This window comes from Actinoplanes philippinensis (assembly GCF_900113015.1).
GTDB lineage: Bacteria > Actinomycetota > Actinomycetes > Mycobacteriales > Micromonosporaceae > Actinoplanes > Actinoplanes philippinensis.
In genome coordinates, this window is sequence record NZ_FONV01000006.1 from 341,517 (window position 1) to 367,905 (window position 26,389).

Consider the following 26,389-nt stretch of genomic DNA (forward strand, 5'->3'; position numbering starts at 1 on the left):
GGAGCGGAGGTACGGGTGGCTGATTTCGTCCATCTGAGCAGGGACGGCGTGAGTGTGGTGCTGGACTGCCGAGGGCCGTCACTGCCCGCGATCGTGCACTGGGGAGCGGCCCTCGGCCCGGTCGACGAGGCGGAGCTGGCGCTCGCCGCGGCGCCGCAGCCGATCGGGTTCTCCGCGGACGGGACGGTCCGGGTGTCGATCCTGCCCGAGCAGTCGGCCGGCTGGCTGGGGCGGCCGGGACTCGCCGGGCACCGGGACGGCCGCGCATGGTCCAGCGCCTTCGTCGTGTCCGGCATCGATCGGAGCGGAGTGGCCGTACGCATCCATGCTCGTGATCGGGAAGCCGGCCTGGAGCTGACCGCCGACCTGGAGTTGGCGCCCGGCGGGGTGTTGCGCGCTCGCGCGCGGTTGCGCAGCGTGGCGCCCGGGACGTACTGGCTGGAGCATCTGATGGTGTTCCTGCCGGTGCCGGACCACGCCGTGGAACTGCTCGACTTCACCGGTCACCACCTGCGCGAACGTTCGCCGCAGCGGACCGCGTTCACGCACGGGCTGCGGGTGCGGGAGAACCGGACCGGGCGCACCGGATACGACTCGGCGTATGTGCTGTGCGCCGGGACCGCGGGCTTCGCGAACCGGTCGGGGCAGGTCTGGGGAGTGCACACGGCGTTCTCCGGTGGGGCGCGGACCATTGCGGAACGTGACTATCACGGGCATGCGGCGCTGGGCGGCGGGGAGTTGCTGCTGCCCGGCGAGGTGGGGCTCGGCGAGGGCGAGTCATACACGTCACCGTGGGTGTACGGCGTGTTCGGGGCGGCCGGGCTGGACTCGGTGTCCGGGCGGTTCCACACCTGGCTGCGGTCCCGTCCGCATCATCCCACGCGGCCGCGGCCGGTCGTGGTCAACACGTGGGAGGCCGTCTACTTCGATCACGACCTGCGGCGGCTGACCGCTCTGGCCCAGGCCGCGGGCGAGGTCGGGGCGGAGCGGTTCGTGCTCGACGACGGCTGGTTCGGGTCGCGGCGCGACGACACGTCCGGGCTCGGGGACTGGCAGGTGTCGGCCGACGTGTGGCCGGACGGGCTCGGTCCGCTGATCGCGGTGGTGCGGGGGCTGGGGATGGAGTTCGGGCTGTGGGTGGAGCCGGAGATGGTCAACCCGGACTCGGACCTGGCCCGCGCCCACCCGGACTGGATCATGGGGGTCGGTCACCGTCTGCCACCGGCGGCGCGGTCACAGCAGGTCCTGGACCTGCACCACCCCGACGCCTTTCGATACGTGCTCGGGCGTCTCGACGCGCTGCTGACCGAGAACGACATCGCCTGTCTGAAGTGGGACCACAACCGGGATCTGGTCGAAGCCGGGCATCCCGGCAGTGGGCGGCCCGGCGTCCACGACCAGACCCTCGCCGTGTACCGGCTGCTCGATGAGCTGCGGGCGCGGCATCCCGGGGTGGAGATCGAGTCGTGCTCGTCCGGCGGCGGACGGGTCGATCTGGAGATCCTGGAACGCACCGACCGGATCTGGGCATCGGACTGCATCGACGCGCACGAGCGGGTGGCGATCCAGCGATGGACCTCGCTGCTGGTGCCCCTGGAGCTGATCGGGTCGCACGTGGGCGCGGCGACCTCGCACGCCACGCACCGCACCCTGCCGCTGGCCACGCGTGCGGCGAGCGCCCTGTTCGGGCACTTCGGCATCGAGTGGGACCTGTCGGCGGCCACGGCGGAGGAACGGGCCGAACTGGCCGCGTGGATCGCCCTCTACAAGGAGGTACGCGGGCTGCTGCACACCGGCACGCTGGTGCACGGCGATGTGGCCGACCCCGCGTACACGCTGACCGGCGTGGTCGGCGCGTCCGACGCGCTGTTCGCCCTGACCGCGACGGCGACCAGTGTGTCGTACCCACCCGGCGTCCTGACCCTGCCCGGCCTCGACCCGGACCGCCTCTACCACGTCCGCCCGCAGCCACCCGGCGACGTCCCCGACGGCAACGCCGCAGCCTGGGGCGCTGCGCTACCCTGGTGCACGCCGCAAGGCGTCCGCCTCAGCGGGCGCGCGCTCGGCGCCTCCGGGCTCCGGCCGCCGGTGCTCTACCCCGACCGTGTCCTGCTCGTCCGTGTGACCCCGACCGAGGTGGCTGAGTGAGGGAAACGGTCGGCGAGCCGGCGCCGAGCCGTCCGGGCCGTGGCCGCCGGCCCGCCGCCCGGGAGAGCATCCTCGACGCCATCCGCGCCTCCGAGCAGCTCAGCCGCGTCGAGCTCGCCGCCGTGACCGGCCTGACCGAGGCCGCCGTGTCGATGACCGTGCGCCGCCTGCTCGACGAGGGCCTGGTCGTCGAGACCGGCCGCACCCCCACCGGCGGCAAACCACGCACCCTGCTGCGCCTCGACCCGGCCGCCCGCCTGGCCGTCGGCGTCCACCTCGACCGGGACGTGACCACGTTCGTCCTGACCGGCCAGACCGGTGGCGTGATCTCCCGCCTGACCCGCCCGGCCCCTGGCGCCGCGGACGGCGGCCTGCTCGCCCACCTTGCCGCGGGCATCGCGACGCTGCTCGCCGCCTCCGGAGTGGACCATGCCCGCTGCCTCGGCGTCGGCGTCGTCTGGCCGGCTCCCGCCGGTGGCCTGCCGCCCGGCTGGGACTCGCCGCCGCACCTGCGCGACTGGGACGCCGACGGTCTCGGCCGCCGCCTCGCCGAGGAGACCGGCTGGCCGGTGCTGGTGGAGAACGACGCGACCGCCGCCGCCGTCGGTGAGTACTGGGTGGCCCGCGTCGGACCGGAACGCGCGTTCGCCGCCCTCTACATGGGCAGCGGCATCGGCGCGGGCATCGTCGCCGAGGGTCGCGCCGTCCGCGGCGGCCACGGCGCGGCCGGCGAGTTCGGTCACGTCTGCGTCCAGGTCGACGGGCCGCCCTGCTGGTGCGGCAGCCGCGGCTGCCTGGAGGCGCTGGCCGGCCCGCGCACCTTGGTCGTCGCCGCCCGCTCCGACCCGGCCGCGCTGGCCGAGGCGGGCCTGGGCAACACCACCGGCCGCGGCGTGGCCGCGGATTTCGCCGCGGTGGCCCGGGCCGCGCGCGCGGGCGCACCCCGGTGCCTGGCCCTTCTCGAGAATTCCGCGCGGTACGTGGCAGCCGCCGCCGAATCGGTCGTCAACCTCCTCGACGTGGACCTGGTGGTGCTGACCGGCCCCGGTTTCGCCGCGGCGTCGTTCGTCTACGGCCCGGCCATCATGCGCCGGGTGGCCCCGGCCGACACGAAGACGTGGCGCCGATCGGTGACGGTCACCGTCTCGCTGGCCGCCGCCACCGCCTCGGCCACCGGCGCCGCAGCCCTGGTCCTGCAGTCCCACCTGCGCCGCTGAGCCCCGTGACGATCATCGACATCGGACGATCGACGCCCCACCGTGCTGATCATCGTCGATAGGATCGGCGACCATGACGGGGACTCGACGGCCTGACGGCCTGATGATCGGATCGCTGATCGCGATCTCGTTCGGCACGGTGTTCGTGATGGTGAACAGTGCGGGACTGCCCGCGCCGTGGCCGCTGGTCATCCGCGTGACCGGCGCGGTGGTCGCGGCAGCCCTGCTGGTCGCACTGTTCCGGACGGCCCGCACCGGTCCGGCGGGCCCGCCCGCAGGCGGCGGCTTCCAGGACCGGCGCTACTGGGCGATCGTCGCGGTCGAAGTGGTCGCCCTCTTCGGCGGCCTCTACGTGATCAACGGGGTCCTGCACCGCTCAGAGATCGCGATCGCCTGGGTCGCGGTCGTCGTCGGCATCCACTTCTTCGCCCTGGCGTGGGCCTGGCGACTGCCGCTGTTCCACTGGCTGGGCACCGGGATGACCGCCCTGGGCGTGCTCGGCTTCGTCGTCGACGCGCTCGGCGCCACCCCGGCCACCGTCGCCCTGATCGCCGGCGTCGGCTCCGGGCTGTGCCTTTACGGCATGGTCCTGGCCGCCCTGCTCCAGGCACGCGGCCTGACACCGGGACAATAGCCGCCGTGACGGGTGTGCTCATCATCGTCTGCGGGCTGCCCGGAAGCGGCAAGACCACCACGGCGAAGCAACTGGCCGCCCAGCGGGGTGGTCTGCGGCTCGGGCCGGACGACTGGATGACGATGCTCGGCGTCAACCTGTGGGACTCCGGCATGCGCGACCGGGTGGAGGCATTGCAATGGTCGGTGGCGCGGGAGATCCTGGCCCACGGCGGGACGGTGATCCTCGAATGGGGGACCTGGGCCCGTTCCGAGCGCGACACCCTGCGGGAGCAGGCACGGGGGCTGGGCGCTGCCGTACATCTGCTGCATCTCGACGCCCCCGACGACGAACTGTGGCGACGCATAAGGGCCCGCGACGCCGAGGACCCGCCGATCCGCCGCGCCGACCTCGACCAGTGGCGACGCCTGTTCCAGCCACCCGACGAGCAGGAGCTGAGCCTGTACGACCCGTTCTAGCCGAGTCCGCAGCGAGCGACCGTCGCCCTCCGGCGAGAGCCGTTGCTTGATTCGAGCGGGGGTTCGCCGATAGATGTGGGCATGCCGAAGAAGAACCAAGCCCAGGCGTTGTACGGACTGGCGACCGCGAACGCCACCGAGACCTTGGTGGTCGGCACCCTTCGCAACAACACTCTCGTCCCGGCGACCCAGCTGGTGGCCCTGCTGCACAAGGCGCCGTCCGACGCATACGTGACCATGGTGAAACTCAGTGACGGGAGTTACTCATGGGGCACCACGGCCTACCCGTCAGGGCTGGACATCGTGCAGTCCGCCGGCGTGTGCGTCAACCCGGCGGCTCTCAACGGGCCCACGGACAAGGAGGTGCTCCTCGGAGCGCTGGCGGCTGTGATCGTCCTGGCGTTCATGGCGCTGATGTTCAGCTTGACGTAACTGCGTGCCCACACCTGCGCCGTGACCTCAACCGCTTGACCTTGACACTGTGACAACGTCTTCACTGGGGCGCGGAGGTGATCCCGGTGATCATGCAGGCTCTCCAGGCACTGGAGAATTCGAGCTCGTCGGTGCGGTTGCAGGCGGTCATGGCGATCGGCACCGCCCCGGATGTCGCCTATCTGGACCGGCTGGTCGCGCGGTGCTCGGCCGAGCCCGACTTCTACGTGCGGGACATGCTGACCTGGGCGATCACCCGGCATCCGGCGGCCGAGACGGTTCCGCGGCTGGTCGCCGAGCTGACGTCGGCCGATCCGCGGGCGCGGAGCCAGGCGCTGCACACGCTGTCCAAGATCGGGGACCGGCGGGCGTGGCCGGCGATCACCCGCGAGCTGCTGACCGACGCCGACGACGAGGTGGCCCGGACCGCGTGGCGTACCGCAGTCGTTCTCGTACCGGATGAGGATGTCGAAAGGCTCACGGCGGTGCTTGTCACCCAGCTCGGGCGCGGCGACCGGGCGACGCGGCTGAGCCTGAGCCGGGCGCTGGTCGGGCTCGGTGAGACAATCGGCTCGGCCTTGGCGGCCGCGAAAACCGACACCGATCCGGCGGTACGCGACCACGCGCTCGCCACGGAACGGCTGCTCCGCGACCCGGACGCCGGCTTCGAGCTGGCGGTCGAGGAGGCGAAACGCATCGTGGCCCTCGGCCCGGAGCGGTGACAGGCGGGAGTAGTGACGGGCGGTGCTGATCGGTGAGGTGGCGCGGCGGTCCGGGGTGAGTGCCCGGATGCTGCGCCACTACGAGTCGCTGGGCCTCGTGCAGCCGACCGGCCGCAGCCACGCCGGCTACCGGGAGTACACCGGTGAGGACATCCGGCGGATCTTCCACGTGGAGAGCCTGCGGTCGCTGGGCCTGTCGCTGCGCGACGTCAAACGCGCACTGGAGGACCCCGCTTTCACGCCCTCGAAACTCGTCGACGATCTGATCCGGCGGACCAGGGAGCGCATCGCCCGCGAGACGGAGCTGCTCACCCGGCTGCGCCTGATCGGTGACACGGAGCCGTCCGGCTGGCCGGACGTGCTGCAGGTCGTCGCGCTGCTGCACGCCCTCGGCTCGGACAGCCCGGAGCGCCGCCAGCGGGCGGCCCTCGCCACGGACACCACCGCCGCGCCGGTGGAGGCGCTGGTCGAGGCGGCGCTGAACGAGACCGACCCGAACGTGGCCGGCGCGCTGCGCTGGGCGCTGGCCCAGGCCGGCGACACCGGTCCGGCGCTGCTCGCCGACGGCCTGGCCGCCGCCCGTCCCGAGGTGCGCCGGCGTGCCGTGCGGGCGCTCGCCGAGATTCCCACCGACACCGCGACCGAGCTGCTGCGAACCGCCCTCACCAACGACGACCTGGCGGTACGGCAGCACGCGGCCCTGGCTCTCGGCCCCCGCGGTGTGGCCGAGACCGTACCCACGCTGATCGACATGGTCGTCGACGCCGTGAACGACGTGGACGCCGCCGACGCCCTGGGGGCTCTCGCGGCCGACCCGGAACTGGCCGAGCGGATCGCCACCGGGCTGACCGCCCGCCTCTCCCCCGGCTTCGCCGCAGCACCGGTGCGCCGCCGCCTCGCCCAGGCGCTGGCCGACATCCCCGGCGCCACGGCGACACGCACGCTGGAGACCCTGTCCGACGACGAGGACCGGGGGGTCGCGCTGACCGCCGCCTATGTCCTCACCCTGCGTGTCACCGTTAATCCGTAGGGCCACCGGCCGTCCTGCGCTTAGATGCGTCTATGCCTGATCTGCGCGGCCGCCTGCTCGCCCTCCTCACCGACGGAAAGTCCGGCGACGGCCGCGGCTGGCACAGCGAGGTACGGGGAAGCCTCGAACGCATCAGCGCCGTCGGGGGCGGCCTCCTCATCTTCGGCACCGTCGCCAGCCTGCTCGATGTGACCGGCTGGGCGGCCCTGGCGCTGGTCGTCGCCGGTGGAATCGGCTTCGCGACGGCGGTCGGCCGGTGGCGGTCGTCCCCGCGACAGGCGGTGACCGGCGGCGCCGTCGCCCTGGTGAGCCTGCTGTGGATCGGGTTCCTGCAAGCCGACGCCGACCCCGACTTCAGCCTGCAGGTCGCGGTGCAGGCGTCCGGTACGGAGTGCGGGGGCGGCTACGTCGTGCCCGGCGAGCCCGGCGACCTCGACGAGGTTCCCGGCACGGGCCTGGCGGGCTGGGCGGCCGAGAACGGCGGGATTCCGGCTGAGCTGCTCGGGATCACCTTGACCATCGACACGGAGAACGAGGAGAAGGTCACCCTCCACGACATCCGTCCCGTCGTGACCAAGAGGTCCCGCCCGTCCACCGGGACGCAGGTCTCCGTCGCGGGCTGCGGAGGTGATCTGGTCTACCGATGGATGAGCCTCGACTTCGACTCCGATCCGCCCAAGCGAAGTGTCCAGGTCGACGAGATCGCGGAGCAGGATTCCCCGCCGGCCGAGAGGAAGCCGATCGCGTTTCCCTATTCGGTGTCCAGCACCGACCCGGAGAACTTCTACCTCTTCAGCTCGACGTCCCGGGACGATGTCGAGTTCCACCTGGAGATCGACTGGGCCTTCCACGGTCGCCGGGGCACGCTGCGCGTGGACGACAACGGTTCCCCGTTCCGCATCAACGCCGTCGGCCCGGACACCCTGAAATGCATCTACCCCGCGGACCGGAACTTCCCCGCGGACACCCCCGCCGGCTGCCCCGGACGCCGCTAGGGGCGGCGGGTCAGGACCTGGGGGCCGGTGGGGGTGATGGCGACGGTGTGTTCGGAATGGGCCGTACGGGAACCGTCGGCGGAGCGGATCGTCCAGCCGTCCTCATCGAACTTGATCTTGTCGGTGGACCGGCAGAACCACGGCTCGATGGCGATCGTGAGGCCCGGGTCGAGCCGCATGCCGCGGCGGGCCCGGCCGCTGTTGGGGACGTGCGGGTCCTCGTGCATGGTGCGGCCGATGCCGTGGCCGCCGAACTCGCCGTTGACGCCGTAACCGTAGGAGCGGGCGACCTCGCCGATCGCCGCGGACACGTCGCCGAGACGGCCGCCGGGCTGGGCGGCGGCGATGCCCGCCTCGAGGGCGACCTCGGTGGCCTCGATGAGTTTGACGTCCTCCGGGTCGGGGGCGCCGACGATCACCGAGAGCGCGGAGTCGGCGACCCAGCCGTCGATGCCGACCGCCATGTCGATGCTGAGCAGGTCGCCGTCGCGCAGCACGTAGTCGTGCGGCAGGCCGTGCAGGACCGCGTCGTTGACCGACAGGCACAGCACGTTGCGGAACGGGCCGCGGCCGAACGACGGGGCATAGTCCCAGTAGCAGGACTCGGCGCCGCGCTCCTTGATCCGGCCGCGGGCGTGGTGCTCGATGTCCATCAGGTTGACGCCGACGGCGGCGACACCCTTCAGCTCGGCGAGCAACTCGCCGACGAACTGGCCGGCCACCCCCATCCGGCCGATCTCCTCGGCGGACTTCAGCTCGATCACGACAGCCTCCCTCTCCGTGTGCGGTATTTTTATACCACGCAGCCGGGGCGGCTATCCTGCGGGCATGGTTCGGCAACCACTCACTCCCGAGCAGATCGCCGCGGGCCGGCGTCTCGGGGCGGCGCTCCGGGCCGCGCGGGGCGGGCGCAGCCTGGCCGAGGTGGCCCTGGCGGCCGGCATCTCCCCGGAGACCCTGCGCAAGATCGAGACGGGCCGGCTGCCCGCTCCGGCGTTCGGCACCGTCGTCTGCCTCAGCCAGGCCCTGGACATCCCGCTGGCCGATCTGGCCGACGTCTGGCTGGCCGGCGCCCTGCTCCCCCAGGCCTCCTGAGCGGGCGGTGAGCCGCACGGGCCGGCGCCTCACCGAGTTCCACCGGACCGAGCAGGAGCGGCCGAATCCGGTTGCCCGCGCCGCGGGCCGATCCCTACGGTGCCGGCATGACGGTGATCCGGACGGCAGAGACCGATGCCGACCTGGCGGCCTGGCGTCAGGTGCGCCAGGAGGTCGTGCCGGGCGAGCGCAACCCGACCGTCGCGGAGTTGCGGGCGATGGCGTCGCCGCGGCGCCTGCTGCTGCTGGCCGAGTCGCCCGAGGGACATGTCACCGGCTCGGGCGTCGCCGACGAGTCCAGCCTGGGCGGCGGTTACGTCAGCGTCCGGGTGATCCCGGCGGCCCGCCGGCGCGGCATCGGCACGGCGCTGCTGCTGGCCCTGGCCCGGTGGTGTGCCGCCGACGGGCACGCCACCGTCTCGGCCGGCGTCCAGGACCCGGGCTCGCTGGCCTTCGCCACCCGGTTCGGGTTCGCCGAGATCGACCGTGAGGTGGAGCAGGTCCGCACGGTGGGCGCCGAGCCCGACCCGGTGATCCCGGCCGGGATCACGATCGTGACCGTCGCCGAGCGCCCGGAGCTGTGGGAGCAGGCCTACCACGACGTCTACGACACGTTCGGGGACATGGCGCTGACGTCGACACCGACGGTCCCGCTCGCGGAGTGGACGACCGAGTGGATCACCACGCCGGAGGCGTCGTTCCTCGCCCTGGCCGGCAGCGCCGTGGTCGGGGTGGCGTCGCTGCTGCTGGATCCGGACGATCCGGGCCGCGCCGAGAACGGTTACACGGCGGTCCGCCGGGCGTGGCGCGGCCGGGGCATCGCGGGCGCCCTCAAACGCACGGCTCTCACGTGGGCGGCCCGGCACGGCATCCGCGAGGTCTACACCTGGACGCAGCAGGGCAACGACGACATGCGCGCGGTGAACGAGAGGCTCGGCTACCGCTACGGCGAGGTGAGCATCCGGGTCCGGGCACCGCTTCCGCTGCCGGGATCACCCCTGCCGGGACAGCACGGCTAGCGCGGAGCCGGGCCGAAGCGGCGCTCCGGGTCGGGGGTGGCGTCGGCGAGCAGGCGGGTGTATTCGTGTTTCGGGTTCAGGATCACCTCGTCGGCGGGCCCGTGCTCGACGATCCGTCCGCGGTACATGACCAGGATGTCGTCGGAGAAGTGCCGGGCCGTCGCCAGGTCGTGGGTGATGTAGAGGACACCCAGGTCCTCCTCCCGCTGCAGGGTGGCCAGCAGGTTGAGCACGCCCAGGCGGATCGACACGTCCAGCATGGAGACCGGCTCGTCGGCGATCAGGATGCCCGGCGACGGGGCCAGGGCCCGGGCGATGGCGACCCGCTGGCGTTGCCCACCGGACAGCTCGTGCGGGCGGCGCCCGGCCATGGCGGGGTCGAGCTGGACGCGTTCCAGCAGGTGACGGATCCGCGCGTCGACGTCGGCGCGGCTCAGCTCCGGGTGGTGCAGGCGCAGCGGGCGGGCCAGGTGGTGGGCGACGTCGTGGTGCGGGTTCAGCGACGCGAACGGGTCCTGGAAGACCATCTGCACCAGCCGCCGGTAGCGGATCAGCCCGGCGCCGCGACGCGCGACCGGCCGCCCGTCCAGCCGGATCTCGCCCGCCGTCGGGCGTTCCAGCTGCAGCAGCAGGCGGGCGATCGTCGACTTGCCGCTGCCGCTCTGGCCGACCAGCGCGACGGTGCGCCCGTGGTCGAGGGTGAACCCGACGTCGTCGACGGCCCGCAGCCGGGTGGACCGCAGCCCGTCGCGCAGCCGGTAGTCCTTGACCAGCCCGCGCACCTCCAGACTGGTCATGACGCGACACCTCGGACGAACGAGCCGCGGTCGCCGGTGAGGCTGGGGAACGATGCCAGCAGCGTCCGTGTGTACTCGTGCCGCGGCGCGGTGTAGAGCTGCGCCGCGTCGCCGAGCTCGACGATCCGGCCGTCGCGCATGACCGCGATCCGGTCGCTGATCTCCAGCAGCAGAGGCAGGTCGTGGGTGATGAAGACGACGGCGAACCCGAGCTCGTCGCGCAACCGGCTGATCTCGCGCAGGATGTCGCGCTGCACCACCACGTCCAGGGCGGTGGTCGGCTCGTCCATGATCATGATCTGTGGCTCCAGGGCCATGGCCATCGCGATCATCACCCTCTGCCGCATGCCGCCGGAGAGCTCGTGGGGATAAGACCTCAGCCTGGTACGGTCCACGCCAACCCGTTCCAGCAGGTCACCGCAGCGCCGCCGGCGGTCGGCACGCGACATCCCCGGCCGGTGCGTCAGGAACACGTCCTCGAACTGGTCACGGATCGAGATCACCGGGTTGAGCGAGTTCATCGCGCCCTGGAAGACCATCGAGATCCGGTCCCAGCGCGCGGCCCGCAGCTGTTCGGTGCTCAGTTCCCCCCAGTCGACGCCGGTGCCGTCCTCGGCATGGAAGACAGCCCGCCCCGCCGTGACGGCCGCCGGTGGTTTGAGGAGACGGACCAGTCCGTACGCAAGAGTGCTCTTGCCGCAACCGCTCTCGCCGGCCAGGCCGAGGATCTCGCCCCGCCGCAGCGTGAAGGAGACGTCGCGGACCGCATGCACGACCGGGTCCACCAGATAGTCGACGCTGAGGTTCTCGACGGTCAGCACCGGACGGCTCACAGCGTCACCTCCCTGGCCCGGCGCAGCTGCTCGCGCGACATCCGCCAGCCACGGCGGGCCGCCCGTGTCTGGTTGCGCAGCTTCGGGTCGATGATCTCGTCGATCGAGAAGTTGATCAGCGCGAGGGCCGCGCCGAACAGGGCGAGGAGCAGGCCGGGTGGTACGAACCACCACCACGCGCCGAGTCGCAGGGCGAGCCCGTTCTGCGCGTAGTACAGCATGGTCCCCCAGGTGAACGACTCACTGGCGCCCAGTCCCAGGTAGGACAGGCCGGCCTCGCCGAGGATCGCGAAGATGACCGCGAACACCACCTGGGAGGCGAGCAGCGGGACCAGGTTGGGCAGGATCTCGACCAGGATGATGCGCCACCGCTTCTCCCCGGCCACCCGGCTCGCCAGCACGTAGTCACGGTTGCGCAGGCTCAGGGTGGAGCCGCGCAGCACCCGCGCCGATCCGGCCCAGCCGGTGATCGCCAGCACCAGCGAGACCAGCAGCAGGCTGCGGTCCGGCAGGTACGCCGAGATCACGATCACCACCGGCAGCCCCGGGATGACCAGCATGACGTTGATGAACAGCGAGAACGCCTCGTCCAGCCAGCCGCCCGCGTACGCGCCGACGATGCCGAAGAACCCGGACAGCAGCAGCGTGAGCACCCCGACGACGGCGCCGACGATCAGCGAGCCGCGGGTGGCGTACGCCAGCTGGGCCAGGACGTCCTGCCCGGTCTGGGTGGTGCCGAGCAGATGCCCGGCCGCGGGCGCGGTCAGCCCGATGTCGTCGACCCGGGACGGGTCCTGCACGACCAGCGGGCCGAGCAGCCCGAACAGCGCGATCGGCACGGCGATGACCAGCCCGGCGGTCAGCTTGCCGGTCACGACGTGACCCGGGTGCGCGGGTCGATGACCGAGTAGAGCAGGTCGACGATCAGGTTGGCGCCCAGCACCGACAGCGTGATGATCAGGAAGACGCCCTGCATGAGCGCGTAGTCGTTGCCGCCGACCGCCTGCAGCAGCGCGGACCCGATGCCGGGGTAGGAGAAGACCGCCTCGGTGACGATCGAGCCGGCGACCACGAAGCCGAGCGAGATGGCGAACCCGGAGATCGACGGCAGGATCGCGTTGCGTGCGGCGTACCGTCTCATGATCCGTCCGGGTCTGAGGCCCTTGGCCTCGGCGGTGATCATGTAGTCCTCGGAGAGCGTGGAGACCATCATGTTGCGCATGCCGAGCATCCAGCCGCCGATCGACGAGATGATGATGGTGAGCGCCGGCAGGGTGCCGTAGTAGACGACCGAGCCGAGGAACCGCCCGTTCCAGCCGGGCGTGACGTCGTAGACGTCGTAGCCGCCGTTGAGCGGGAAGACCGGCCAGATGCTGCCGAAGACGAAGAGCAGGATCAGGGCGAGCCAGAAGTACGGCACCGACTGGAACATCGTGGTGACCGGGATGAGGTTGTCCGTCCACGATCCCCGTTTCCAGCCGGCGAGCGTGCCCAGGCCCACGCCGGTCAGGAACGAGATGATCGTGGCCAGGCCGATCAGCCCGATCGTCCAGGGCAGCGTCTGACCGATGATCGAGCTGACCGGGGCCGGGAAGAAGACCAGTGACACACCCAGGTCGCCGTGGGCCAGCCCGGCCAGGTAGTCGGCGTACTGCGACCAGATCGGCCGGCTGGAGTCGGAGCCGAGCAGAGCCTCGATGGCGCGGCGGGTCTCCACGGTCACCGGGCCCTTCTGGCCCATCTTCGACAGCATGATCTCCACGGGGTCGCCCGGCATCATCCGCGGGATCGCGAAGTTGACGGTCAGCGCCGCCCACAGGGCGACCGCGTAGAAACCGAGCTTGCGCAGCAGGTGACGCACGCCGGCGCTACTTGGCGGGCCGGAGGTTGGCCAGCACGATGCCGTTGTCCCAGATCTTCCAGGAGGCGGGCAGCGCGTACTTGTCGTCGTTTGTCGGCCAGCCGGTCGCGCGGCTCGTGTTGAACTCGGTGAGGAGCGAGTTCACATAGATCGGGATGTACGGCAGATCCCGCACGATCTCCCTCTGGATGATCGTGTACTGCTCCTTCTGCACGGCCTCGTCGTTGGTGCCGCCGGCGACGTCGAGCGCCTTGTCGACCGTGGCGTTGCTGTAGCGGGCGAAGTTGCCGCTGGTCTGCGCCGCCTCACCGACCTTCGCCGTGGTGACCGTGGCGTATTTGGCCTGGTAGGTGTGGTACGGGTTGGAGTTGGCGCCGAGGCCGATCGAGTCCAGCGAGAGCTGGTAACGGCCCTGCACCTGGTTGTTGTTCCACTCGTTCCAGGACAGCTGGGTCGGCTTCAGCTCGATGCCGGCCTCCTTGAGCTGCTGCGCCATCGCGTCGTTGAGCGAGATGAAGTCGCTCCACCCGCTGACCGTCTGGATGGTCAGCGACAGCCGCTGCCCGTCCTTGGCCCGGATGCCGTCGGCGCCCTTGGCCCAGCCGGCCGCGTCGAGGATCCGGTCGGCCTGCGCCACGTCGGGCGTGCCCGGGACGGTCACCTGGGCCGGGTCGGCGATCCACTTCCGGTCCCGCTCGGGCAGCAGCAGCGTGGGCGAGGCGACTCCGGCGTAGCCGCCCCCGGCCAGCTTGTTGAGCTGATCCCGGTTGAGCGCGTGATGGATGGCCTGGCGTACGGCGGTGTCGGTCTGCGGGCCGGAGCATCCGTAGGCGGTGCTCGAACACGTGAAGATCGACGCGGTCAGGACCGGCGTGTTCACGTACGACAGATCCTTGTGGTTCTTGAGCAGTTGATCCAGACCGGGCAGGAAGGAGCTCATCCAGTCGACCTGGCCGGCGGTGAGCGCCGCGCTCGCGGCGTCGGCGGTGGCCAGCGAGATGTAGCGGACGTTCTGGATCTGCGGCTTGCCCGGCTGCCAGTATTTCGGGTTCTTCTCCAGGACATAGCTCTGGGAGGAGAAGGACTTCAGCTTGTACGGCCCGGTGCCGACCGGGTTCGGGTTGATCGTCTTCGCCGGGTCGTCGATCTTGCTCCAGACGTGCTCCGGGACGATCGGGGTGTGCCCGATGATCGACGCCTCGTCGGTGTACGACTTGGTGTTGAAGGTGAGGACCGCGGTCTTGTCGTCCCTGGCGACCGAGGACTTGAGGTCCAGGCCGGTCGCGTTGATCGCCTTGGTGCGCCGGATCAGGTCGAAGGTGAACGCCACGTCCCTGGCGCTGAACGGCTGCCCGTCGTTCCAGCTGACGCCCTCGCGGGTGGTGACGGTCAGCTCGGTGCCGTCGGCGTTCCACCGGTAGGCGGTGCCGAGCATCGGCGCGGGCGGCGCCTCGGACGCCACGTTGTACCAGAAGAGGGCCTCGTGCATGGTGCCGTTCGTCGGCTGCAGCTGGGTCGGCGAGAACGGGTTCCAGTTCTCCACGATGGTGCCGTTCGCGCCGTTGAAGATGGTGATCGAGCTGTTCGCGGCGCTCGGTTTCGCCTCACCGCCGGAGCTGGAGCATCCGGCGAGAGCGAGCATCACCGCGGCGGCCGCCGCGACGGTCTTCTTCATCGGCGGGTTCCTCGTTCCATGCAGGGATCAACTTCGATGTGGCTCATAATTAAGCGGCTTAAGTTTGCGATGTCAAGCGCCGCTTCCCATTGAAGATCATTAGCGGCTACCCACTTGACCGGCTTAGTTAAGCCATTTTAGATTCTCGTCGACCGTCCCCCGACGACTGTCCGTCACCGTCCCCGACGGACAGGGAGGAATCCCCATGAAAGCCAAATGGTGGGGCGGCCTCGCGGCCGTCCTGACCGCCGCCGCGGCGGTCGTCACCCTCGCGCAGCCGGCACAGGCCGCCGCCGGATTCACCGTCTCCGGCACCCGCATCCTCGACGCCAACGGCAACGCGTTCCTGATGCGCGGCGTGAACCACGCCCACACCTGGTACGCGAGCCAGACCGGCAAGTCGCTCGCCGACATCAAGGCGCTCGGCGCCAACACCGTCCGCGTGGTCCTGGCCAGCGGCCAGCGCTGGACCGCGAACGCCGCCTCCGACGTCGCCAACGTGATCGCCCAGTGCAAGGCCAACCGGCTGATCTGCGTGCTGGAGGTGCACGACACCACCGGCTACGGCGAACAGTCCGGCGCCGCCACCCTGGCCCAGGCCGTCGACTACTGGATCTCCGTCAAGAGCGCCCTCACCGGCCAGGAGAGCTACGTCATCCTCAACATCGGCAACGAGCCGTACGGCAACGGCACCGCCTCGACCGGCTGGACCGCCGACACCAAGTCCGCGATCAGCCGGCTGCGGGCCGCCGGATTCCAGCACCAGATCATGGTCGACGCGCCGAACTGGGGCCAGGACTGGCAGTTCATCATGCGCGACAACGCCGCCTCGGTGTTCGCCGCCGACCCCAACCGCAACACCGTCTTCTCGATCCACATGTACGGGGTGTTCGACACCGCCGCGGAGATCAACGACTACCTGGGCCGCTTCCAGAGCGCCGGCCTGCCGATCGTGGTCGGCGAGTTCGGCCACAACCACTCCGACGGCAACCCCGACGAGGACACCATCCTGGCCACCAGCCAGCAGCTCGGCATCGGATACCTCGGCTGGTCCTGGTCCGGCAACGGCGGCGGCGTCGAATACCTCGACCTGGTCACCAACTTCGACCCGGCCCAGCTGACGTCCTGGGGCCAGCGGCTGTTCAACGGCGCCAACGGCATCAAGGCCACCGCCAAGGAGGCCAGCGTCTACGGCGGGGTGAACCCCTCGCCGAGCAGCCCGTCGCCCAGCGGCCCGTCACCGTCGGCCCCGCCGTCGCCCTCGCCCAGCAACCCGCAGACCGGGGCCTGCACCGCCACCTACGCGGTCACCAACTCGTGGACCGGCGGCTTCCAGGGCAACGTCACCGTCAAAGCCGGCGGCAGCGCGATCACCGCGTGGACCGTCACCTGGACGTGGCCGAACGGGCAGCGGTTCACCAACACGTGGAACGCCACCGTCAGCACCTCCGGTGAGACGGTCACCGCCCGCAACGCCTCCTACAACGGGCGGCTCGCCGCCGGCGCCGAGACCAGCTGGGGCTTCACCGCCTCCCGCGGCGCAACCAACAACAACCCGGCTGTGACCTGCGCCGCAGCCTGAGCGTGGCAGGCGCCGCGGGCCGGCCACCCGCGGCGCCTTTCACTCAGACCGATCCACTCACCGCCGAGAGTCAGGCACCCACTCTTCATAGGAGAAGACTCCGGTGCGCATCGGTGACATCAGTGTCGGCGTACGTCTCGCCGTCTCGTACTGCTCCCTGACGGCTCTCATCATCACCTCCGCCGGAGCCGGATGGTGGGGACTGCGCGAACAGGCCGCCGCCGAACGCGACCTGGCCGTCCTGGAACAGCTGCGCGACGACATCCAGTCCGCCAAGTACGACGCCGCCGACGTGACCGGCTGGCAGGGATTGTGGATCTCCGACGTCGCGGCCTTCGGATACGCGTACGCCACCGGCCCGGAAGGCTACAACCGGCAGGGCGAGATGAAGTCCAAGAAGGCGCTCTACGAGAACCTGGCGAAGACCGACACCGGCGGCATGACCGACGCCGAGCGGGCCCGGTTCGCGGAGCTCGAACCGGCCTGGGACGACTTCTTCACCTGGGACGACACCGTCGACGAGTGGCTCTCCGCGGACAACCGGCCGGCCCTGGCCAAAGCCATGACCAGCGTCAACGGCGGTGAGGCGTCGGAGGCGTACGGCAAGGTGCTGGAGATCACCGCCGCGCTGGACGAATCCGTCAACGCCCGGGCCGAAGCGCTGCGGGCCGAGGTCGACCAGGTCCGCCGGACCGCGGTGACCATGCTCGGCGTGACGCTCGCGCTGGCCGTCGTGGTCGCCGTGCTGATGGGCATCGGCGTCACCCGGTCGGTGGTCGGCCCGCTGGCCACCATCGTCGGCGCGCTGCGGCGGCTGGCCGGCCGTGACCTGACCGTCAGCGTCGACCTGAACCGCCGTGACGAGCTGGGCCGGCTCGGCGAGGCCGTCAACCAGACCGCCTCGTCGCTGCGGGCGACCGTCGCGGCGATCGCCGGCCACGCCGGGGCGGTCGCCACCGCCTCGCACGAGCTGTCGGCCGTCTCCGAGCGGATCGCCGACGCCAGCACCGAGATGGACGCGCAGGCCGCGACGGTCGCCTCGTCCGCCGGCCACGTCTCCGGCAACGTGCAGACCCTGCAGGCCGGCAGCGCCGAGATGAGCAAGGCGATCGACGAGATCGCCCGCAACGCCGGCGAGGCGGCCCGGGTCGCCGGCGAGGCGGTGACCGTTGTCGACCGGACCAACCGGACCGTCGGCAAGCTCGGCGCCTCGTCCGCGGAGATCAGCACTGTGGTCGCGATGATCACGGCGATCGCCGAGCAGACCAACCTGCTCGCGCTCAACGCCACCATCGAGGCCGCCCGCGCCGGGGAGCTGGGCAAGGGCTTCGCGGTGGTGGCCGGCGAGGTCAAGGAGCTGTCCCAGGAGACCGCCCGGGCCACCTCCGAGATCGCCCGGCTGGTCCAGGCCATCCAGACCGACTCGCACGAGGCGGTCGGCGCGATCGGCCAGATCGGCGAGGTCGTCGCCCGGATCAGCGGCCTCCAGACGCTGATCGCCGCGGCCGTCGAGGAACAGACCGCCACCACCAGCGAGATGAGCCGCAACGTGGCCGAGGTCGCGGACAGCAGCGCCGACATCGCCGCCAACATCGCCGGAGTGGCCGGGGCGGTCGGCGACACCACGACGATCGCGACCAAGGCCCGCGAGAACGCCGGCACCCTCAGCCGCACCAGCGACGAACTACGCGAACTGGTCGCCGGCTTCACCCTGTGAATTGACGAGCCACCGGCTCACCTCTCACCGGCTTCACCCGCCCCGGCCCCTCCGGCTCCCCGATTCCCGGTTCCCCGGCAACCCGGTTCCCCGGCAACCCGGCTCTTCCGGCCCCCCGGCTCCTTGGCTTCACCCGGTGAGACCCCGAACCGGGGCGTGGGCTCACTCCTCGCCGGAGAAGCGCTCCCAGGCCGACTGGCGGGTCATCTGCAGCGCGGCCCCGATCCGCGCCCAGGTGACCCGCCGCTCGCGCAGGATGGTGACCAGCCGCTGCAGGCTGGCCTCGGTCTGGGCGCCGACCGCGGCGATGCGGGGCAGCACCTCGAGGATCTGCTCGTCGGTCATCGACTCCTCCCACACCGGCAGCGGCGTGGCCGGCTCGTCCGGTGCGCGCCGCTGCTCGATGCCGAGCACGTCGTTGCAGAGCCCGACGCACTCGTTGCAGATGTAGACCCCTGGGCCGGCGATCAGCTTCTCGACCGCGTCGGCGGCCTTGGCACAGAACGAACAGTTGAGCTTGACGTCGGTCATGGCCCCTCCCGAAGACTGTCAGGCGCACCCTGACATCGTCAGGCTACGCCTGACAGCCCGCGGTGGGAAGCCGGGACCTCGTGCCCTAGCCCCGCGGCCCTCCGGCGAGTACGACTGGGGAGTGAGGAGGGCGGACGAGATGATGTATTCACATGGTTCCGGCATGGGCTGGCTGTCCTTGCTGCTGGTGGCCCTGCTGGTCGCCCCGGCGCTGACCGCGCTGTTCGCGTTCCGGCCGTGGGCCGGAGGGTTCCAGCCGTGGGCCGGAGAGTTCCAGCCGTGGCCCGCAGAGTCCGCCGAGAGGGTCCTGGCCGACCGCTTCGCCCACGGCGAGATCGACGCCGACGAGTATCGGCAACGATTGGCGACGTTGCGTTCGGCAGCCGGCTGATCAGCCCCGGCCGACCAGGAGCCGACAGTCGGCCGACCAGCCCCGGCCGACCACGAGCCCGCAGCCGCCCGACCGGCCCCGGCCGGTGTTACCGGCCGTGAAACGACCGGTAACGGGACGCGACATCGACACGCGCCGCGATTTAGGCTGGCCGGATGATCGACGGCCGGCGCACGACCCGGCGCGACGACCTGCCGCTGACCGGGTCACGCCGGTCGCGTGACTCGGCCGGGGCGGTGCTGCGCGCCGTTCTGGACCACGGGCCGATCGCGCGCAGCTCGGTGGCCCGGGCGACCCGGTTGTCCGCGGCGGCGGTGAGCGGGGTGGTCGGGTCGCTGCTGGAGCGCGGCCTGGTGCGCGAGGCCCCGGAGGCGGCCGGCCCGCCGGGGATCGGGCGGCCGCACGTGCCGCTGGACCTGCCGGCCGACGGTCCCGCGGTGATCGGCGTGCACATCGCGGTCCCGAGGATCACGGTGTCGTTGCTGGACCTGCGAGGACGGGTCGTCGCGCGGGCCGAGGAGCCGCACGGGCGTACCGATCCGGCGAGTGTGATCGCGGCGGTCGCGGCGCGGATCACGGCGATCCGGCGGCGGCACGGGGCGCGGCGCCGGATCCTGGGGCTGGGCGTGGCGTCCGGCGGCTGGGTGGACTCCCCTCACGGCACGATCGTCGAGCATCGGGCGCTGGGCTGGCGCGACGTGCCGATCGCGGCGGCGCTGGCCGAGGCGACCGGGCTGCCGGTGCGGGCGGACAACCACTCGCGGGCCCTGCTGCGCGGGGAGCTGCTGTTCGGCGAGGTGGCCGGCCGGGCCCGGGAGAGTGCGGTGCACCTGTTCGTGGGCAATGTCGTGGACGTGGCCTTCGCCACCGGCGGCGCCGTCCATCAGGGACCGCGGTCGGCGTCCGGGGCGGTCGCGCACCTGCAGGTCGAGGGCTGCCGGGAGGCGTGCTCGTGCGGGCGGGTCGGCTGTCTGCAGGCGGCGGTGTCGGAGCGGGTTCTGATCCGGCGGGCGATGGCGGCCGGGCTGATCGACCGGCCGGGGATCCCGGCGCTGGTGGAGGCGGCGGCCGCGGGCAGCGCCGGTGCGGCCGAGCTGTTGCGGGAGCGGGCCCGGCTGGTGGGCCGGGCGGCGGCGCTGCTGCTGGACCTCTTCGACCCGGAGGTGCTGATCGTCGCCGAGGCGGGCGCCAACCAGCTGCCGGAGTCCCTGTCGACGCTGCGGTCGGAGATCGCCGCGTGGTCGTCGGCGGGCGCCGACGTGGAGCACGTGGTGCGGCCGTCGAGCTTCCCGGGCGCGGTGCTGGCGGTGGCCGGCGGGGCCGTCGCTCTGGATCAGGTTTTCGCGTCCCCACTGGATCTCGAAGTCCGCCTCCGAGCCTCCTGAACAGCGCTTATTTAATTCATTGTGGCGCATTGTTGCCTTCTAATCCTAGCTTCATAGTATGAATTCAGCCGCAGGACAGGAGCACACCGATGACCACCACTGTCTCCGTCGACGCCACCCTCTTCCGTCAGGTCTTCCGCCGCCACGCCGCCGGGGTCGCCGTCGTCACCACCGACGCCGGGCGTGGCGCCGCCGGCGTCACCGTCACCTCGCTCGCCTCGCTCTCCGCCGAGCCGCCGCTGCTGTCGTTCAGCATCCTGGCGACCGCCTCGGCCTGGCCGCATCTGCGCGACGCCTCGACCGCCGTGGTGCACCTGCTGGGCGCCGGGGACACCGAGCTGGCCCGGACCTTCGCGACCAGCGGCATCGAGCGATTCGGCGCGCCGACCCGCTGGCGGCGGCTGCCCACCGGGGAGCCCGTCCTGGAGGACGCCGCGGCCTGGCTGCGGGTCGCCATCGAGCACCGGCACCCGGCCGGCGGCGCGCACCTGGTCATCGGCCGGGTCGAGGAGGCCGGGCTGGCCGGCCACAGCTCCCCGCTGCTGTACCACGACGGCGGCTTCCACACCCTCTGACACCCGCAAAGAAGGAAAATCATGATCAAACACCCTCGGGGTACGGTCGTAGCCGCGCTCGCCGTCGTCCTGGCGCTGGCCGCGGGCTGTTCGGAGGAGCAGGCCGCGACGAAACTGGAGTTGACGGCCGCCCTGCCGGACCAGGTTCCCAGCGGCACCGTGCTGCGCCTCGGCGACCCGCAGATCCAGGCCATCGTGGGCGCGTCCGGGCTGGACAAGGAGCTCAGCAACGTCACGATCGAGTGGGCGAACATCAGCGGCGGCCCGCAGAGCATCCAGGCGTTCCGGGCCGACAAGCTGGACTGCAGCGCGGTCGCCGACATCCCGTCGCTGTTCGCCGCGTGGACCGGCACCGCCACGAAGATCGTCTTCCAGTCGGTCACCGTCGACCCGCTGGAGCACCCGATCTACAAGCTCGGGGTGGCGCCCGGGGTGAGCGTGACGTCCCTGGCCGACCTGCGCGGCAAGAAGATCGCCTACAGCGCCGGGCAGGCGCAGGGCGCGCTGGTGCTGCGGGTGCTGCAGAAGGCCGGGCTGAGCCAGAAGGACGTCCAGCTGGTCGAGCTGACCAGCACCGGCGACTCCTACGTGACGGCGCTGGGCAGCAAGGCCGTCGACGTGGCCCCGATCGGCGCGCAGAACATCAAGCTCTACGAGACGAAATACCCCGGCGCCAGCTCGATCTTCACCGGTATCCGGGACGACGCGTCCACCCTGTACTGCCTGACCTCGGCGGTCGAGGACGCGAACAAGGCGGCGGCGCTGAAGGCCTACATCGCGGTACGCACCAAGGCGCTGCTGTGGGCCAACGACCACCCCGCCGAGTACGCGAAGGCCTACTACCAGGACACCCAGGGGCTCAGCGAGGCGGACGCCAAGGCCGTCGTCGAGATCGGCGGGACGAAGGCCATCCCGGCGAACTGGGACGCCGCGGTCACCCGGCTGCAGGAGACCGCCGACCTGCTGGCCACCGAGCAGAACCACGACAAGCTGGACGTGACCACGCTCGTCGACCGCCGGTTCGAGAAGGTGCAGGCGGCCGCCGCCGGCGACAAGGTCGTCACGGGTGATGCCGCATGACCACCACACTGCACACTCCCCCGGTCAGCACCTCCGGTGACAAGGCCGACGCACGGGTCGTACGCCGCAGGCTCGGTCCCGGCCGTCGCATCCGTTTCGCCTTCTGGATCGGCCCGGCCCTGGCTCTCGCCCTCTGGGCGGTGGGCTCCGCGTCCGGCGTCATCAAGCCGGCGATCCTGTCCGCCCCGTGGGACGTGGTGATCGCCTTCGAGGACCAGTGGGTCAACCACGACCTGCTCGGCAACATCCTCTCCTCGCTGGAGCGGTCGCTGATCGGCCTGAGCATCGGCGTGGTCACCGGCGCGGTCCTGGCGGTCTTCTCCGGTCTGTCACGTGCCGGCGAGTCGCTCATCGACGGGCCGATCCAGATCAAGCGGTCGGTGCCGACGCTCGCGCTGATCCCGCTGTTCATCGCCTGGTTCGGCATCGGCCACGAGATGAAGATCATCACGATCGCGCTGATCAGCATGGTGCCGATCTACATCCACACGCACAACGGGCTACGCGGCATCGACGGCCGGTACGCCGAGCTGGCCGAGACGATCGGCATCAGCCGCGGTGAGTTCGTGCGGCATGTGGTGCTGCCCGGCGCGCTGCCCGGGTTCCTGCTCGGCATGCGGTTCGCGGTCACGTCGTCGCTGCTGGGCCTGGTGGTCGTGGAGCAGTACAACGCGGTCGCCGGCATCGGCCACATGATCACGCTGGCCGAGCAGTACGGCCAGACCGACGTGATCGTGGTCGGCCTGGTCATCTACGGCGTCTTCGGCTACTGCGCCGACAGCGCCGTCCGTCTCATCGCGAGGAGGGTGCTGTCATGGCGGCAGACTCTGGAGGGCTGACCACCGCGGCCGCGGTCCGCGTCCGTAACCTGCACCGCAGCTTCAACAAGGACGGCGGGGTGCTCAACGGGCTGGATCTCGACATCGCGCCGGGCGAGTTCGTGGCGCTGATCGGGCGCTCCGGCACCGGCAAGAGCACCCTGCTACGGGCCCTGGCCGGGCTCGACCGGGACGTCGCCGGGCACGGGCGGATCGAGGTCCCGGCGTCGGTGTCGGTGGTGTTCCAGGACTCCCGCCTGCTGCCGTGGAAGCGGATCCTCGACAACGTGATCTTCGGGCTGCGCGGCGCGGACGCGGCCGACCGGGGACGTCAGGCGCTGGCCGAGGTGGGCCTCGCCGGGCGGGAGCGCGCCTGGCCGTACCAACTCTCCGGGGGTGAGCAACAGCGAGCCGCCTTGGCGCGCTCGCTGGTCCGCGAACCGCAACTGCTGCTCGCCGACGAGCCCTTCGGGGCTCTCGACGCCCTGACCCGCATCCGCATGCACGCCCTGCTGCGCAAGCTCTGCGAGGCGCACCGGCCGGCGGTGCTGCTGGTCACCCACGACGTCGACGAGGCCATCGTGCTCGCCGACCGGGTGATCCTGCTGGACGCCGGCGTGGTCGACACCGACGTGCGGGTGGAGCTGACCAGCCGGTCCCGCTCCGACGCCGGTTTCGCCGGGCTGCGGACCCTGCTGCTCGACCGGCTGGGGGTGGCCGCCGATGCCGGATGAGCGGAAACTGCACCTCAACGCGTTCCTGATGAGCGTCGGCCACCACGAGGCGTCGTGGCGGCTGCCGGAGAGCGACCCGTACGCCGGCTGGGACGTCAAGCACTACCAGGAGCTGGCCCGGATCGCCGAGCGCGGAAAGCTGGACTCGCTGTTCCTGGCCGACAGCCCGGTCCAGCAGGGCGACCCCGGCCGCCGCCCGACCGGCAAGCTGGAGCCGACCGTCCTGCTCACCGCGCTGGCCGGGGTCACGTCCCGGATCGGGCTGATCGCCACCGCGTCCACGTCGTACAACGAGCCGTACAACCTGGCCCGTCGTCTCTCGTCGCTCGACCACGTGTCGGACGGCCGCGCCGGGTGGAACATCGTCACCACCGCCGGCGCCGACGCGGCCCGCAATTTCGGCCTCGACGACGTGCCGCTGCACCGGGAGCGCTACGAGCGGGCCGACGAGTTCCTCGACGTGTCCACGAAACTGTGGGACAGCTGGGCCGACGACGCGATCCTCGCCGACAAGGCCGCGGGGGTGCACGCCGACGCCACGAAGGTCCGCGCGATCAACCATCGGGGGCGGTTCTTCCGGGTCGACGGGCCGCTCAACGTGCCCCGCTCGCCGCAGGGCTGGCCACTGCTCGTGCAGGCCGGATCCTCCGAGGACGGCAAGGGCTTCGCCGCGAAGTGGGCCGAGGCCGTCTTCACCGCCCAGCAGACGCTCGCCGACGCGCAGGCGTTCTACCGCGACCTCAAGCAGCGGGCCGCGACGCTCGGCCGCGACCCGGACGGCATCAAGATCCTGCCCGGCATCGTGCCGGTCATCGGCGACACCCTCGACGAGGCGCGGGAGCAGGAAGCCGAGCTGGAACGGCTGATCAGCCCGGAGTACGCCCGCGCGCAGCTCGCCGAGCGCTTCCACCTGACCCCGGCCGACCTGCCGCTGGACGAGCCGCTGCCGGACGACCTGCCGACCGAGGACCAGATCGAGGGCGCGAAGAGCCGCTTCACCCTGATCGTCGACCTGGCCCGCCGGGAGAACCTGACGGTCCGGCAGCTCATCGGGCGGCTCGGTGGCGGACGCGGGCACCGCACCTTCGCCGGCACCCCGGAGCAGGTCGCCGACACGATCGAGGAGTGGGCCGACAACGGCGCCGCCGACGGATTCAACATCATGCCGGCGGTGCTGCCGTCCGGCCTGGTCGCCTTCGTCGACAAGGTGGTGCCGATCCTGCAGGAACGCGGCCGGTTCCGCACCGAGTACGAGGGCGCCACCCTGCGCTCGCACTACGACCTGGAGTTGATCAAACAGTGACCCGGCAACTGCACTTCAACCTGTTCCTGCACGACACCGGGCACCACGAGGCGTCGTGGCGGCTGCCCGAGTCCGACCCGCACGCCAACCTGTCGCTCGCCGCGCACCAGCACCTCACCCGGATCGCCGAGGACGCCCGGTTCGACTCGGTGTTCCTCGCCGACAGCCCGGTGCTGTGGAGCGACCCCGGCCGGCGGCCCGCCGGGAAACTCGAACCCACGCTGCTGCTCGCGTCCCTGGCCGCCACCACCACCCGCATCGGGCTGATCGCGACCGCGTCCACCTCGTACAACGAGCCCTTCAACCTCGCCCGCCGGTTCGCCTCGCTGGACCATCTGTCCGGTGGCCGGGCCGGCTGGAACATCGTCACCACCGCCGGGGAGGCGGCCGCCCGCAACTTCGGCCTCGACGAGCAGCCGCAGCACCGCACCCGCTACGAGCGCGCCGACGAGTTCCTCGAGGTGTCCACGAAACTGTGGGACAGCTGGGCCGACGACGCGATCGTGGCCGACAAGCGGGCCGGCGTGCACGCGGTGAAGGAGCGGGTCCGCGCGATCGGCCACCGCGGCCGGTTCTTCCGGGTCGACGGGCCGCTCAACGTGCCCCGCCCGCCGCAGGGCTGGCCGCTGCTGGTGCAGGCCGGATCCTCGGAGAACGGTAGAGAGTTCGCCGCCCGGTGGGCCGAGGCGATCTTCGTGGCCCAGCCGACGCTGGCGGAGAGCCAGGCCTTCTACACCGACATCAAGCGCCGGGCCGCGGCGGCCGGCCGCGACCCGGACCACGTCGTCGTCCTGCCCGGCATCGTCCCGGTCATCGGCGACACCCCGGAGCAGGCGCGGGAACTGGAGGCCGAGCTGGAACGCCTGATCGCGCCGGAGTTCGCGGTCGCCACCCTGGCCACCGTCCTCGGCGTGGACCCGGAGCGGCTGAAACTCGACGAGCCGTTGCCGGCCGACCTGCCGGCCGAGGACGAGATCGAGGGCCACAAGAGCCGCCGCACGCTGATCGTCGACTGGGGACGGCGGGAGAACCTGACGGTCCGCCGGCTGATCGGCAAACTCGGCGGGGGCCGTGGGCACCGCACCTTCACCGGTACGCCCGTCCAGGTCGCCGACACGATCCAGCACTACTTCGAGAACGGCGCGGCCGACGGGTTCAACATCATGCCCGCGGTGCTGCCGTCCGGGATCGAGGCGTTCGCCGGCAAGGTCGTGCCGATCCTGCAGGAGCGCGGCCTGTTCCGTACCGAGTACACCGGCGCCACGCTGCGAGAGCACTACGGGCTTCCGCGGCCCGCGAACTCGCTTCTCTCCCTGGAAAGCGCCAGATGAGCATTCCGCCGCCGCCGGAGCGTGTC

The 26,389-nt window shown here is 71.4% G+C and carries 27 protein-coding genes; 20 read left to right on the forward strand and 7 right to left on the reverse strand.

Annotated features, from left to right (window positions below; genetic code table 11):
* Positions 1 to 15: 15 nt before the first annotated feature.
* The 8 genes from BM290_RS17820 to BM290_RS17855 all read left to right on the forward strand — a co-directional run bounded on the left by BM290_RS17820 (position 16) and on the right by BM290_RS17855 (position 7,636).
* Positions 16 to 2,148, forward strand: coding sequence for an alpha-galactosidase (locus tag BM290_RS17820; RefSeq protein WP_093615352.1), 2,133 nt, complete (start codon positions 16 to 18; stop codon positions 2,146 to 2,148).
* The gene (locus tag BM290_RS17825; RefSeq protein ID WP_093615354.1) at positions 2,145 to 3,365 is read left to right on the forward strand and encodes an ROK family transcriptional regulator; all 1,221 of its coding nucleotides are present in this window, start codon (positions 2,145 to 2,147) and stop codon (positions 3,363 to 3,365) included. The genes BM290_RS17820 and BM290_RS17825 overlap by 4 nt, the downstream gene beginning before the upstream one ends.
* A gap of 73 nt (positions 3,366 to 3,438) precedes the next feature.
* Entirely contained in the window at positions 3,439 to 3,999 is a 561-nt protein-coding gene (locus tag BM290_RS17830) for a hypothetical protein (protein WP_093615356.1), read from the forward strand.
* A 5-nt stretch (positions 4,000 to 4,004) separates the two neighbouring features.
* On the forward strand, positions 4,005 to 4,457 hold the full coding sequence (locus BM290_RS17835) for a P-loop nucleotide/nucleoside kinase family protein (protein ID WP_203779234.1): 453 nt from the start codon (positions 4,005 to 4,007) through the stop codon (positions 4,455 to 4,457).
* Positions 4,458 to 4,538: 81 nt separating this feature from the next.
* Entirely contained in the window at positions 4,539 to 4,889 is a 351-nt protein-coding gene (locus BM290_RS17840; protein ID WP_093615358.1) for a hypothetical protein, read from the forward strand.
* Positions 4,890 to 4,981: 92 nt separating this feature from the next.
* On the forward strand, positions 4,982 to 5,611 hold the full coding sequence (locus BM290_RS17845) for a HEAT repeat domain-containing protein (protein ID WP_093615773.1): 630 nt from the start codon (positions 4,982 to 4,984) through the stop codon (positions 5,609 to 5,611).
* A 22-nt stretch (positions 5,612 to 5,633) separates the two neighbouring features.
* Positions 5,634 to 6,641 carry a HEAT repeat domain-containing protein gene (locus BM290_RS17850; RefSeq protein ID WP_093615360.1) on the forward strand — a complete coding sequence of 336 codons (1,008 nt, stop codon included), beginning with the start codon at positions 5,634 to 5,636 and terminating at the stop codon, positions 6,639 to 6,641.
* A gap of 32 nt (positions 6,642 to 6,673) precedes the next feature.
* Positions 6,674 to 7,636 (forward strand): hypothetical protein, encoded by a 963-nt coding sequence (locus tag BM290_RS17855; RefSeq protein ID WP_093615362.1) that lies wholly within the window; start codon positions 6,674 to 6,676, stop codon positions 7,634 to 7,636.
* Here the strand turns inward: BM290_RS17855 and map are convergent.
* The gene (map, locus tag BM290_RS17860; protein ID WP_093615364.1) at positions 7,633 to 8,400 is read right to left on the reverse strand and encodes a type I methionyl aminopeptidase; all 768 of its coding nucleotides are present in this window, start codon (positions 8,398 to 8,400) and stop codon (positions 7,633 to 7,635) included. The two genes, BM290_RS17855 and map, sit on opposite strands and share 4 nt — an antisense overlap.
* 64 nt (positions 8,401 to 8,464) lie before the next feature.
* On the opposite strand from map, the gene BM290_RS17865 reads away from it, so the two are divergent.
* Positions 8,465 to 8,731 (forward strand): helix-turn-helix domain-containing protein, encoded by a 267-nt coding sequence (locus tag BM290_RS17865; RefSeq protein ID WP_093615366.1) that lies wholly within the window; start codon positions 8,465 to 8,467, stop codon positions 8,729 to 8,731.
* Between the two features lie 107 nt (positions 8,732 to 8,838).
* Positions 8,839 to 9,750 carry a GNAT family N-acetyltransferase gene (locus BM290_RS17870; protein ID WP_093615368.1) on the forward strand — a complete coding sequence of 304 codons (912 nt, stop codon included), beginning with the start codon at positions 8,839 to 8,841 and terminating at the stop codon, positions 9,748 to 9,750.
* On the opposite strand, the gene BM290_RS17875 is transcribed toward BM290_RS17870, so the two are convergent.
* Genes BM290_RS17875 through BM290_RS17895 form a run of 5 tightly spaced genes read right to left on the reverse strand, consistent with a single transcriptional unit; the run spans position 9,747 to position 14,916 of the window.
* The gene (locus tag BM290_RS17875) at positions 9,747 to 10,547 is read right to left on the reverse strand and encodes an ABC transporter ATP-binding protein (RefSeq protein ID WP_093615370.1); all 801 of its coding nucleotides are present in this window, start codon (positions 10,545 to 10,547) and stop codon (positions 9,747 to 9,749) included. The two genes, BM290_RS17870 and BM290_RS17875, sit on opposite strands and share 4 nt — an antisense overlap.
* Positions 10,544 to 11,380 carry an ABC transporter ATP-binding protein gene (locus tag BM290_RS17880; RefSeq protein ID WP_093615372.1) on the reverse strand — a complete coding sequence of 279 codons (837 nt, stop codon included), beginning with the start codon at positions 11,378 to 11,380 and terminating at the stop codon, positions 10,544 to 10,546. The genes BM290_RS17875 and BM290_RS17880 overlap by 4 nt, the downstream gene beginning before the upstream one ends.
* Positions 11,377 to 12,255, reverse strand: coding sequence for an ABC transporter permease (locus BM290_RS17885; protein WP_093615374.1), 879 nt, complete (start codon positions 12,253 to 12,255; stop codon positions 11,377 to 11,379). Before BM290_RS17885 ends, BM290_RS17880 begins: the two co-directional genes overlap by 4 nt.
* Positions 12,252 to 13,241, reverse strand: coding sequence for an ABC transporter permease (locus BM290_RS17890; protein WP_093615376.1), 990 nt, complete (start codon positions 13,239 to 13,241; stop codon positions 12,252 to 12,254). The genes BM290_RS17885 and BM290_RS17890 overlap by 4 nt, the downstream gene beginning before the upstream one ends.
* Before the next feature lie 7 nt (positions 13,242 to 13,248).
* Positions 13,249 to 14,916 carry an ABC transporter substrate-binding protein gene (locus BM290_RS17895; RefSeq protein ID WP_093615378.1) on the reverse strand — a complete coding sequence of 556 codons (1,668 nt, stop codon included), beginning with the start codon at positions 14,914 to 14,916 and terminating at the stop codon, positions 13,249 to 13,251.
* A 205-nt stretch (positions 14,917 to 15,121) separates the two neighbouring features.
* Between BM290_RS17895 and BM290_RS17900 the strand changes: the two genes are divergently transcribed.
* Positions 15,122 to 16,498, forward strand: a complete 1,377-nt coding sequence (locus BM290_RS17900) for a cellulase family glycosylhydrolase (protein ID WP_093615380.1) — start codon at positions 15,122 to 15,124, stop codon at positions 16,496 to 16,498.
* 103 nt (positions 16,499 to 16,601) lie between these two features.
* Entirely contained in the window at positions 16,602 to 18,215 is a 1,614-nt protein-coding gene (locus BM290_RS17905; RefSeq protein WP_093615382.1) for a methyl-accepting chemotaxis protein, read from the forward strand.
* 162 nt (positions 18,216 to 18,377) lie between these two features.
* Here the strand turns inward: BM290_RS17905 and BM290_RS51075 are convergent, their stop codons facing one another.
* Positions 18,378 to 18,746 carry a ClpX C4-type zinc finger protein gene (locus BM290_RS51075; protein ID WP_093615384.1) on the reverse strand — a complete coding sequence of 123 codons (369 nt, stop codon included), beginning with the start codon at positions 18,744 to 18,746 and terminating at the stop codon, positions 18,378 to 18,380.
* Between the two features lie 163 nt (positions 18,747 to 18,909).
* On the opposite strand from BM290_RS51075, the gene BM290_RS17915 reads away from it, so the two are divergent.
* From BM290_RS17915 to BM290_RS17950, 8 genes are all read left to right on the forward strand, one after another.
* Positions 18,910 to 19,137, forward strand: coding sequence for an SHOCT domain-containing protein (locus tag BM290_RS17915; protein ID WP_203779235.1), 228 nt, complete (start codon positions 18,910 to 18,912; stop codon positions 19,135 to 19,137).
* Between the two features lie 155 nt (positions 19,138 to 19,292).
* Positions 19,293 to 20,522 carry an ROK family transcriptional regulator gene (locus BM290_RS17920; RefSeq protein ID WP_093615388.1) on the forward strand — a complete coding sequence of 410 codons (1,230 nt, stop codon included), beginning with the start codon at positions 19,293 to 19,295 and terminating at the stop codon, positions 20,520 to 20,522.
* An 89-nt stretch (positions 20,523 to 20,611) separates the two neighbouring features.
* Positions 20,612 to 21,097 carry a flavin reductase family protein gene (locus tag BM290_RS17925; RefSeq protein ID WP_093615390.1) on the forward strand — a complete coding sequence of 162 codons (486 nt, stop codon included), beginning with the start codon at positions 20,612 to 20,614 and terminating at the stop codon, positions 21,095 to 21,097.
* Positions 21,098 to 21,118: 21 nt separating this feature from the next.
* Entirely contained in the window at positions 21,119 to 22,177 is a 1,059-nt protein-coding gene (locus tag BM290_RS17930) for an ABC transporter substrate-binding protein (protein WP_093615392.1), read from the forward strand.
* Complete coding sequence (locus tag BM290_RS17935; protein ID WP_093615394.1) at positions 22,174 to 23,016, forward strand: ABC transporter permease; 843 nt, start codon at positions 22,174 to 22,176, stop codon at positions 23,014 to 23,016. Before BM290_RS17930 ends, BM290_RS17935 begins: the two co-directional genes overlap by 4 nt.
* Positions 22,992 to 23,729, forward strand: a complete 738-nt coding sequence (locus BM290_RS17940; protein WP_093615396.1) for an ABC transporter ATP-binding protein — start codon at positions 22,992 to 22,994, stop codon at positions 23,727 to 23,729. The genes BM290_RS17935 and BM290_RS17940 overlap by 25 nt, the downstream gene beginning before the upstream one ends.
* On the forward strand, positions 23,719 to 25,032 hold the full coding sequence (locus BM290_RS17945; RefSeq protein ID WP_093615398.1) for an LLM class flavin-dependent oxidoreductase: 1,314 nt from the start codon (positions 23,719 to 23,721) through the stop codon (positions 25,030 to 25,032). The genes BM290_RS17940 and BM290_RS17945 overlap by 11 nt, the downstream gene beginning before the upstream one ends.
* On the forward strand, positions 25,029 to 26,363 hold the full coding sequence (locus BM290_RS17950; protein WP_093615400.1) for an LLM class flavin-dependent oxidoreductase: 1,335 nt from the start codon (positions 25,029 to 25,031) through the stop codon (positions 26,361 to 26,363). Before BM290_RS17945 ends, BM290_RS17950 begins: the two co-directional genes overlap by 4 nt.
* Positions 26,364 to 26,389 lie beyond the last annotated feature (26 nt).

Coding starts and splice junctions, on each gene's coding strand:
- BM290_RS17830 (WP_093615356.1), top strand. CDS start 3,439: ATGACGGGGACTCGACGGCCTGACGGCCTGATGATCGGATCGCTGATC.
- BM290_RS17840 (WP_093615358.1), top strand. CDS start 4,539: ATGCCGAAGAAGAACCAAGCCCAGGCGTTGTACGGACTGGCGACCGCG.
- BM290_RS17845 (WP_093615773.1), top strand. CDS start 4,982: ATGCAGGCTCTCCAGGCACTGGAGAATTCGAGCTCGTCGGTGCGGTTG.
- BM290_RS17855 (WP_093615362.1), top strand. CDS start 6,674: ATGCCTGATCTGCGCGGCCGCCTGCTCGCCCTCCTCACCGACGGAAAG.
- BM290_RS17865 (WP_093615366.1), top strand. CDS start 8,465: ATGGTTCGGCAACCACTCACTCCCGAGCAGATCGCCGCGGGCCGGCGT.
- BM290_RS17870 (WP_093615368.1), top strand. CDS start 8,839: ATGACGGTGATCCGGACGGCAGAGACCGATGCCGACCTGGCGGCCTGG.
- BM290_RS17875 (WP_093615370.1), bottom strand. CDS start 10,547: ATGACCAGTCTGGAGGTGCGCGGGCTGGTCAAGGACTACCGGCTGCGC.
- BM290_RS17895 (WP_093615378.1), bottom strand. CDS start 14,916: ATGAAGAAGACCGTCGCGGCGGCCGCCGCGGTGATGCTCGCTCTCGCC.
- BM290_RS17900 (WP_093615380.1), top strand. CDS start 15,122: ATGAAAGCCAAATGGTGGGGCGGCCTCGCGGCCGTCCTGACCGCCGCC.
- BM290_RS51075 (WP_093615384.1), bottom strand. CDS start 18,746: ATGACCGACGTCAAGCTCAACTGTTCGTTCTGTGCCAAGGCCGCCGAC.
- BM290_RS17915 (WP_203779235.1), top strand. CDS start 18,910: ATGGGCTGGCTGTCCTTGCTGCTGGTGGCCCTGCTGGTCGCCCCGGCG.
- BM290_RS17920 (WP_093615388.1), top strand. CDS start 19,293: ATGATCGACGGCCGGCGCACGACCCGGCGCGACGACCTGCCGCTGACC.
- BM290_RS17925 (WP_093615390.1), top strand. CDS start 20,612: ATGACCACCACTGTCTCCGTCGACGCCACCCTCTTCCGTCAGGTCTTC.
- BM290_RS17930 (WP_093615392.1), top strand. CDS start 21,119: ATGATCAAACACCCTCGGGGTACGGTCGTAGCCGCGCTCGCCGTCGTC.
- BM290_RS17935 (WP_093615394.1), top strand. CDS start 22,174: ATGACCACCACACTGCACACTCCCCCGGTCAGCACCTCCGGTGACAAG.
- BM290_RS17940 (WP_093615396.1), top strand. CDS start 22,992: ATGGCGGCAGACTCTGGAGGGCTGACCACCGCGGCCGCGGTCCGCGTC.
- BM290_RS17945 (WP_093615398.1), top strand. CDS start 23,719: ATGCCGGATGAGCGGAAACTGCACCTCAACGCGTTCCTGATGAGCGTC.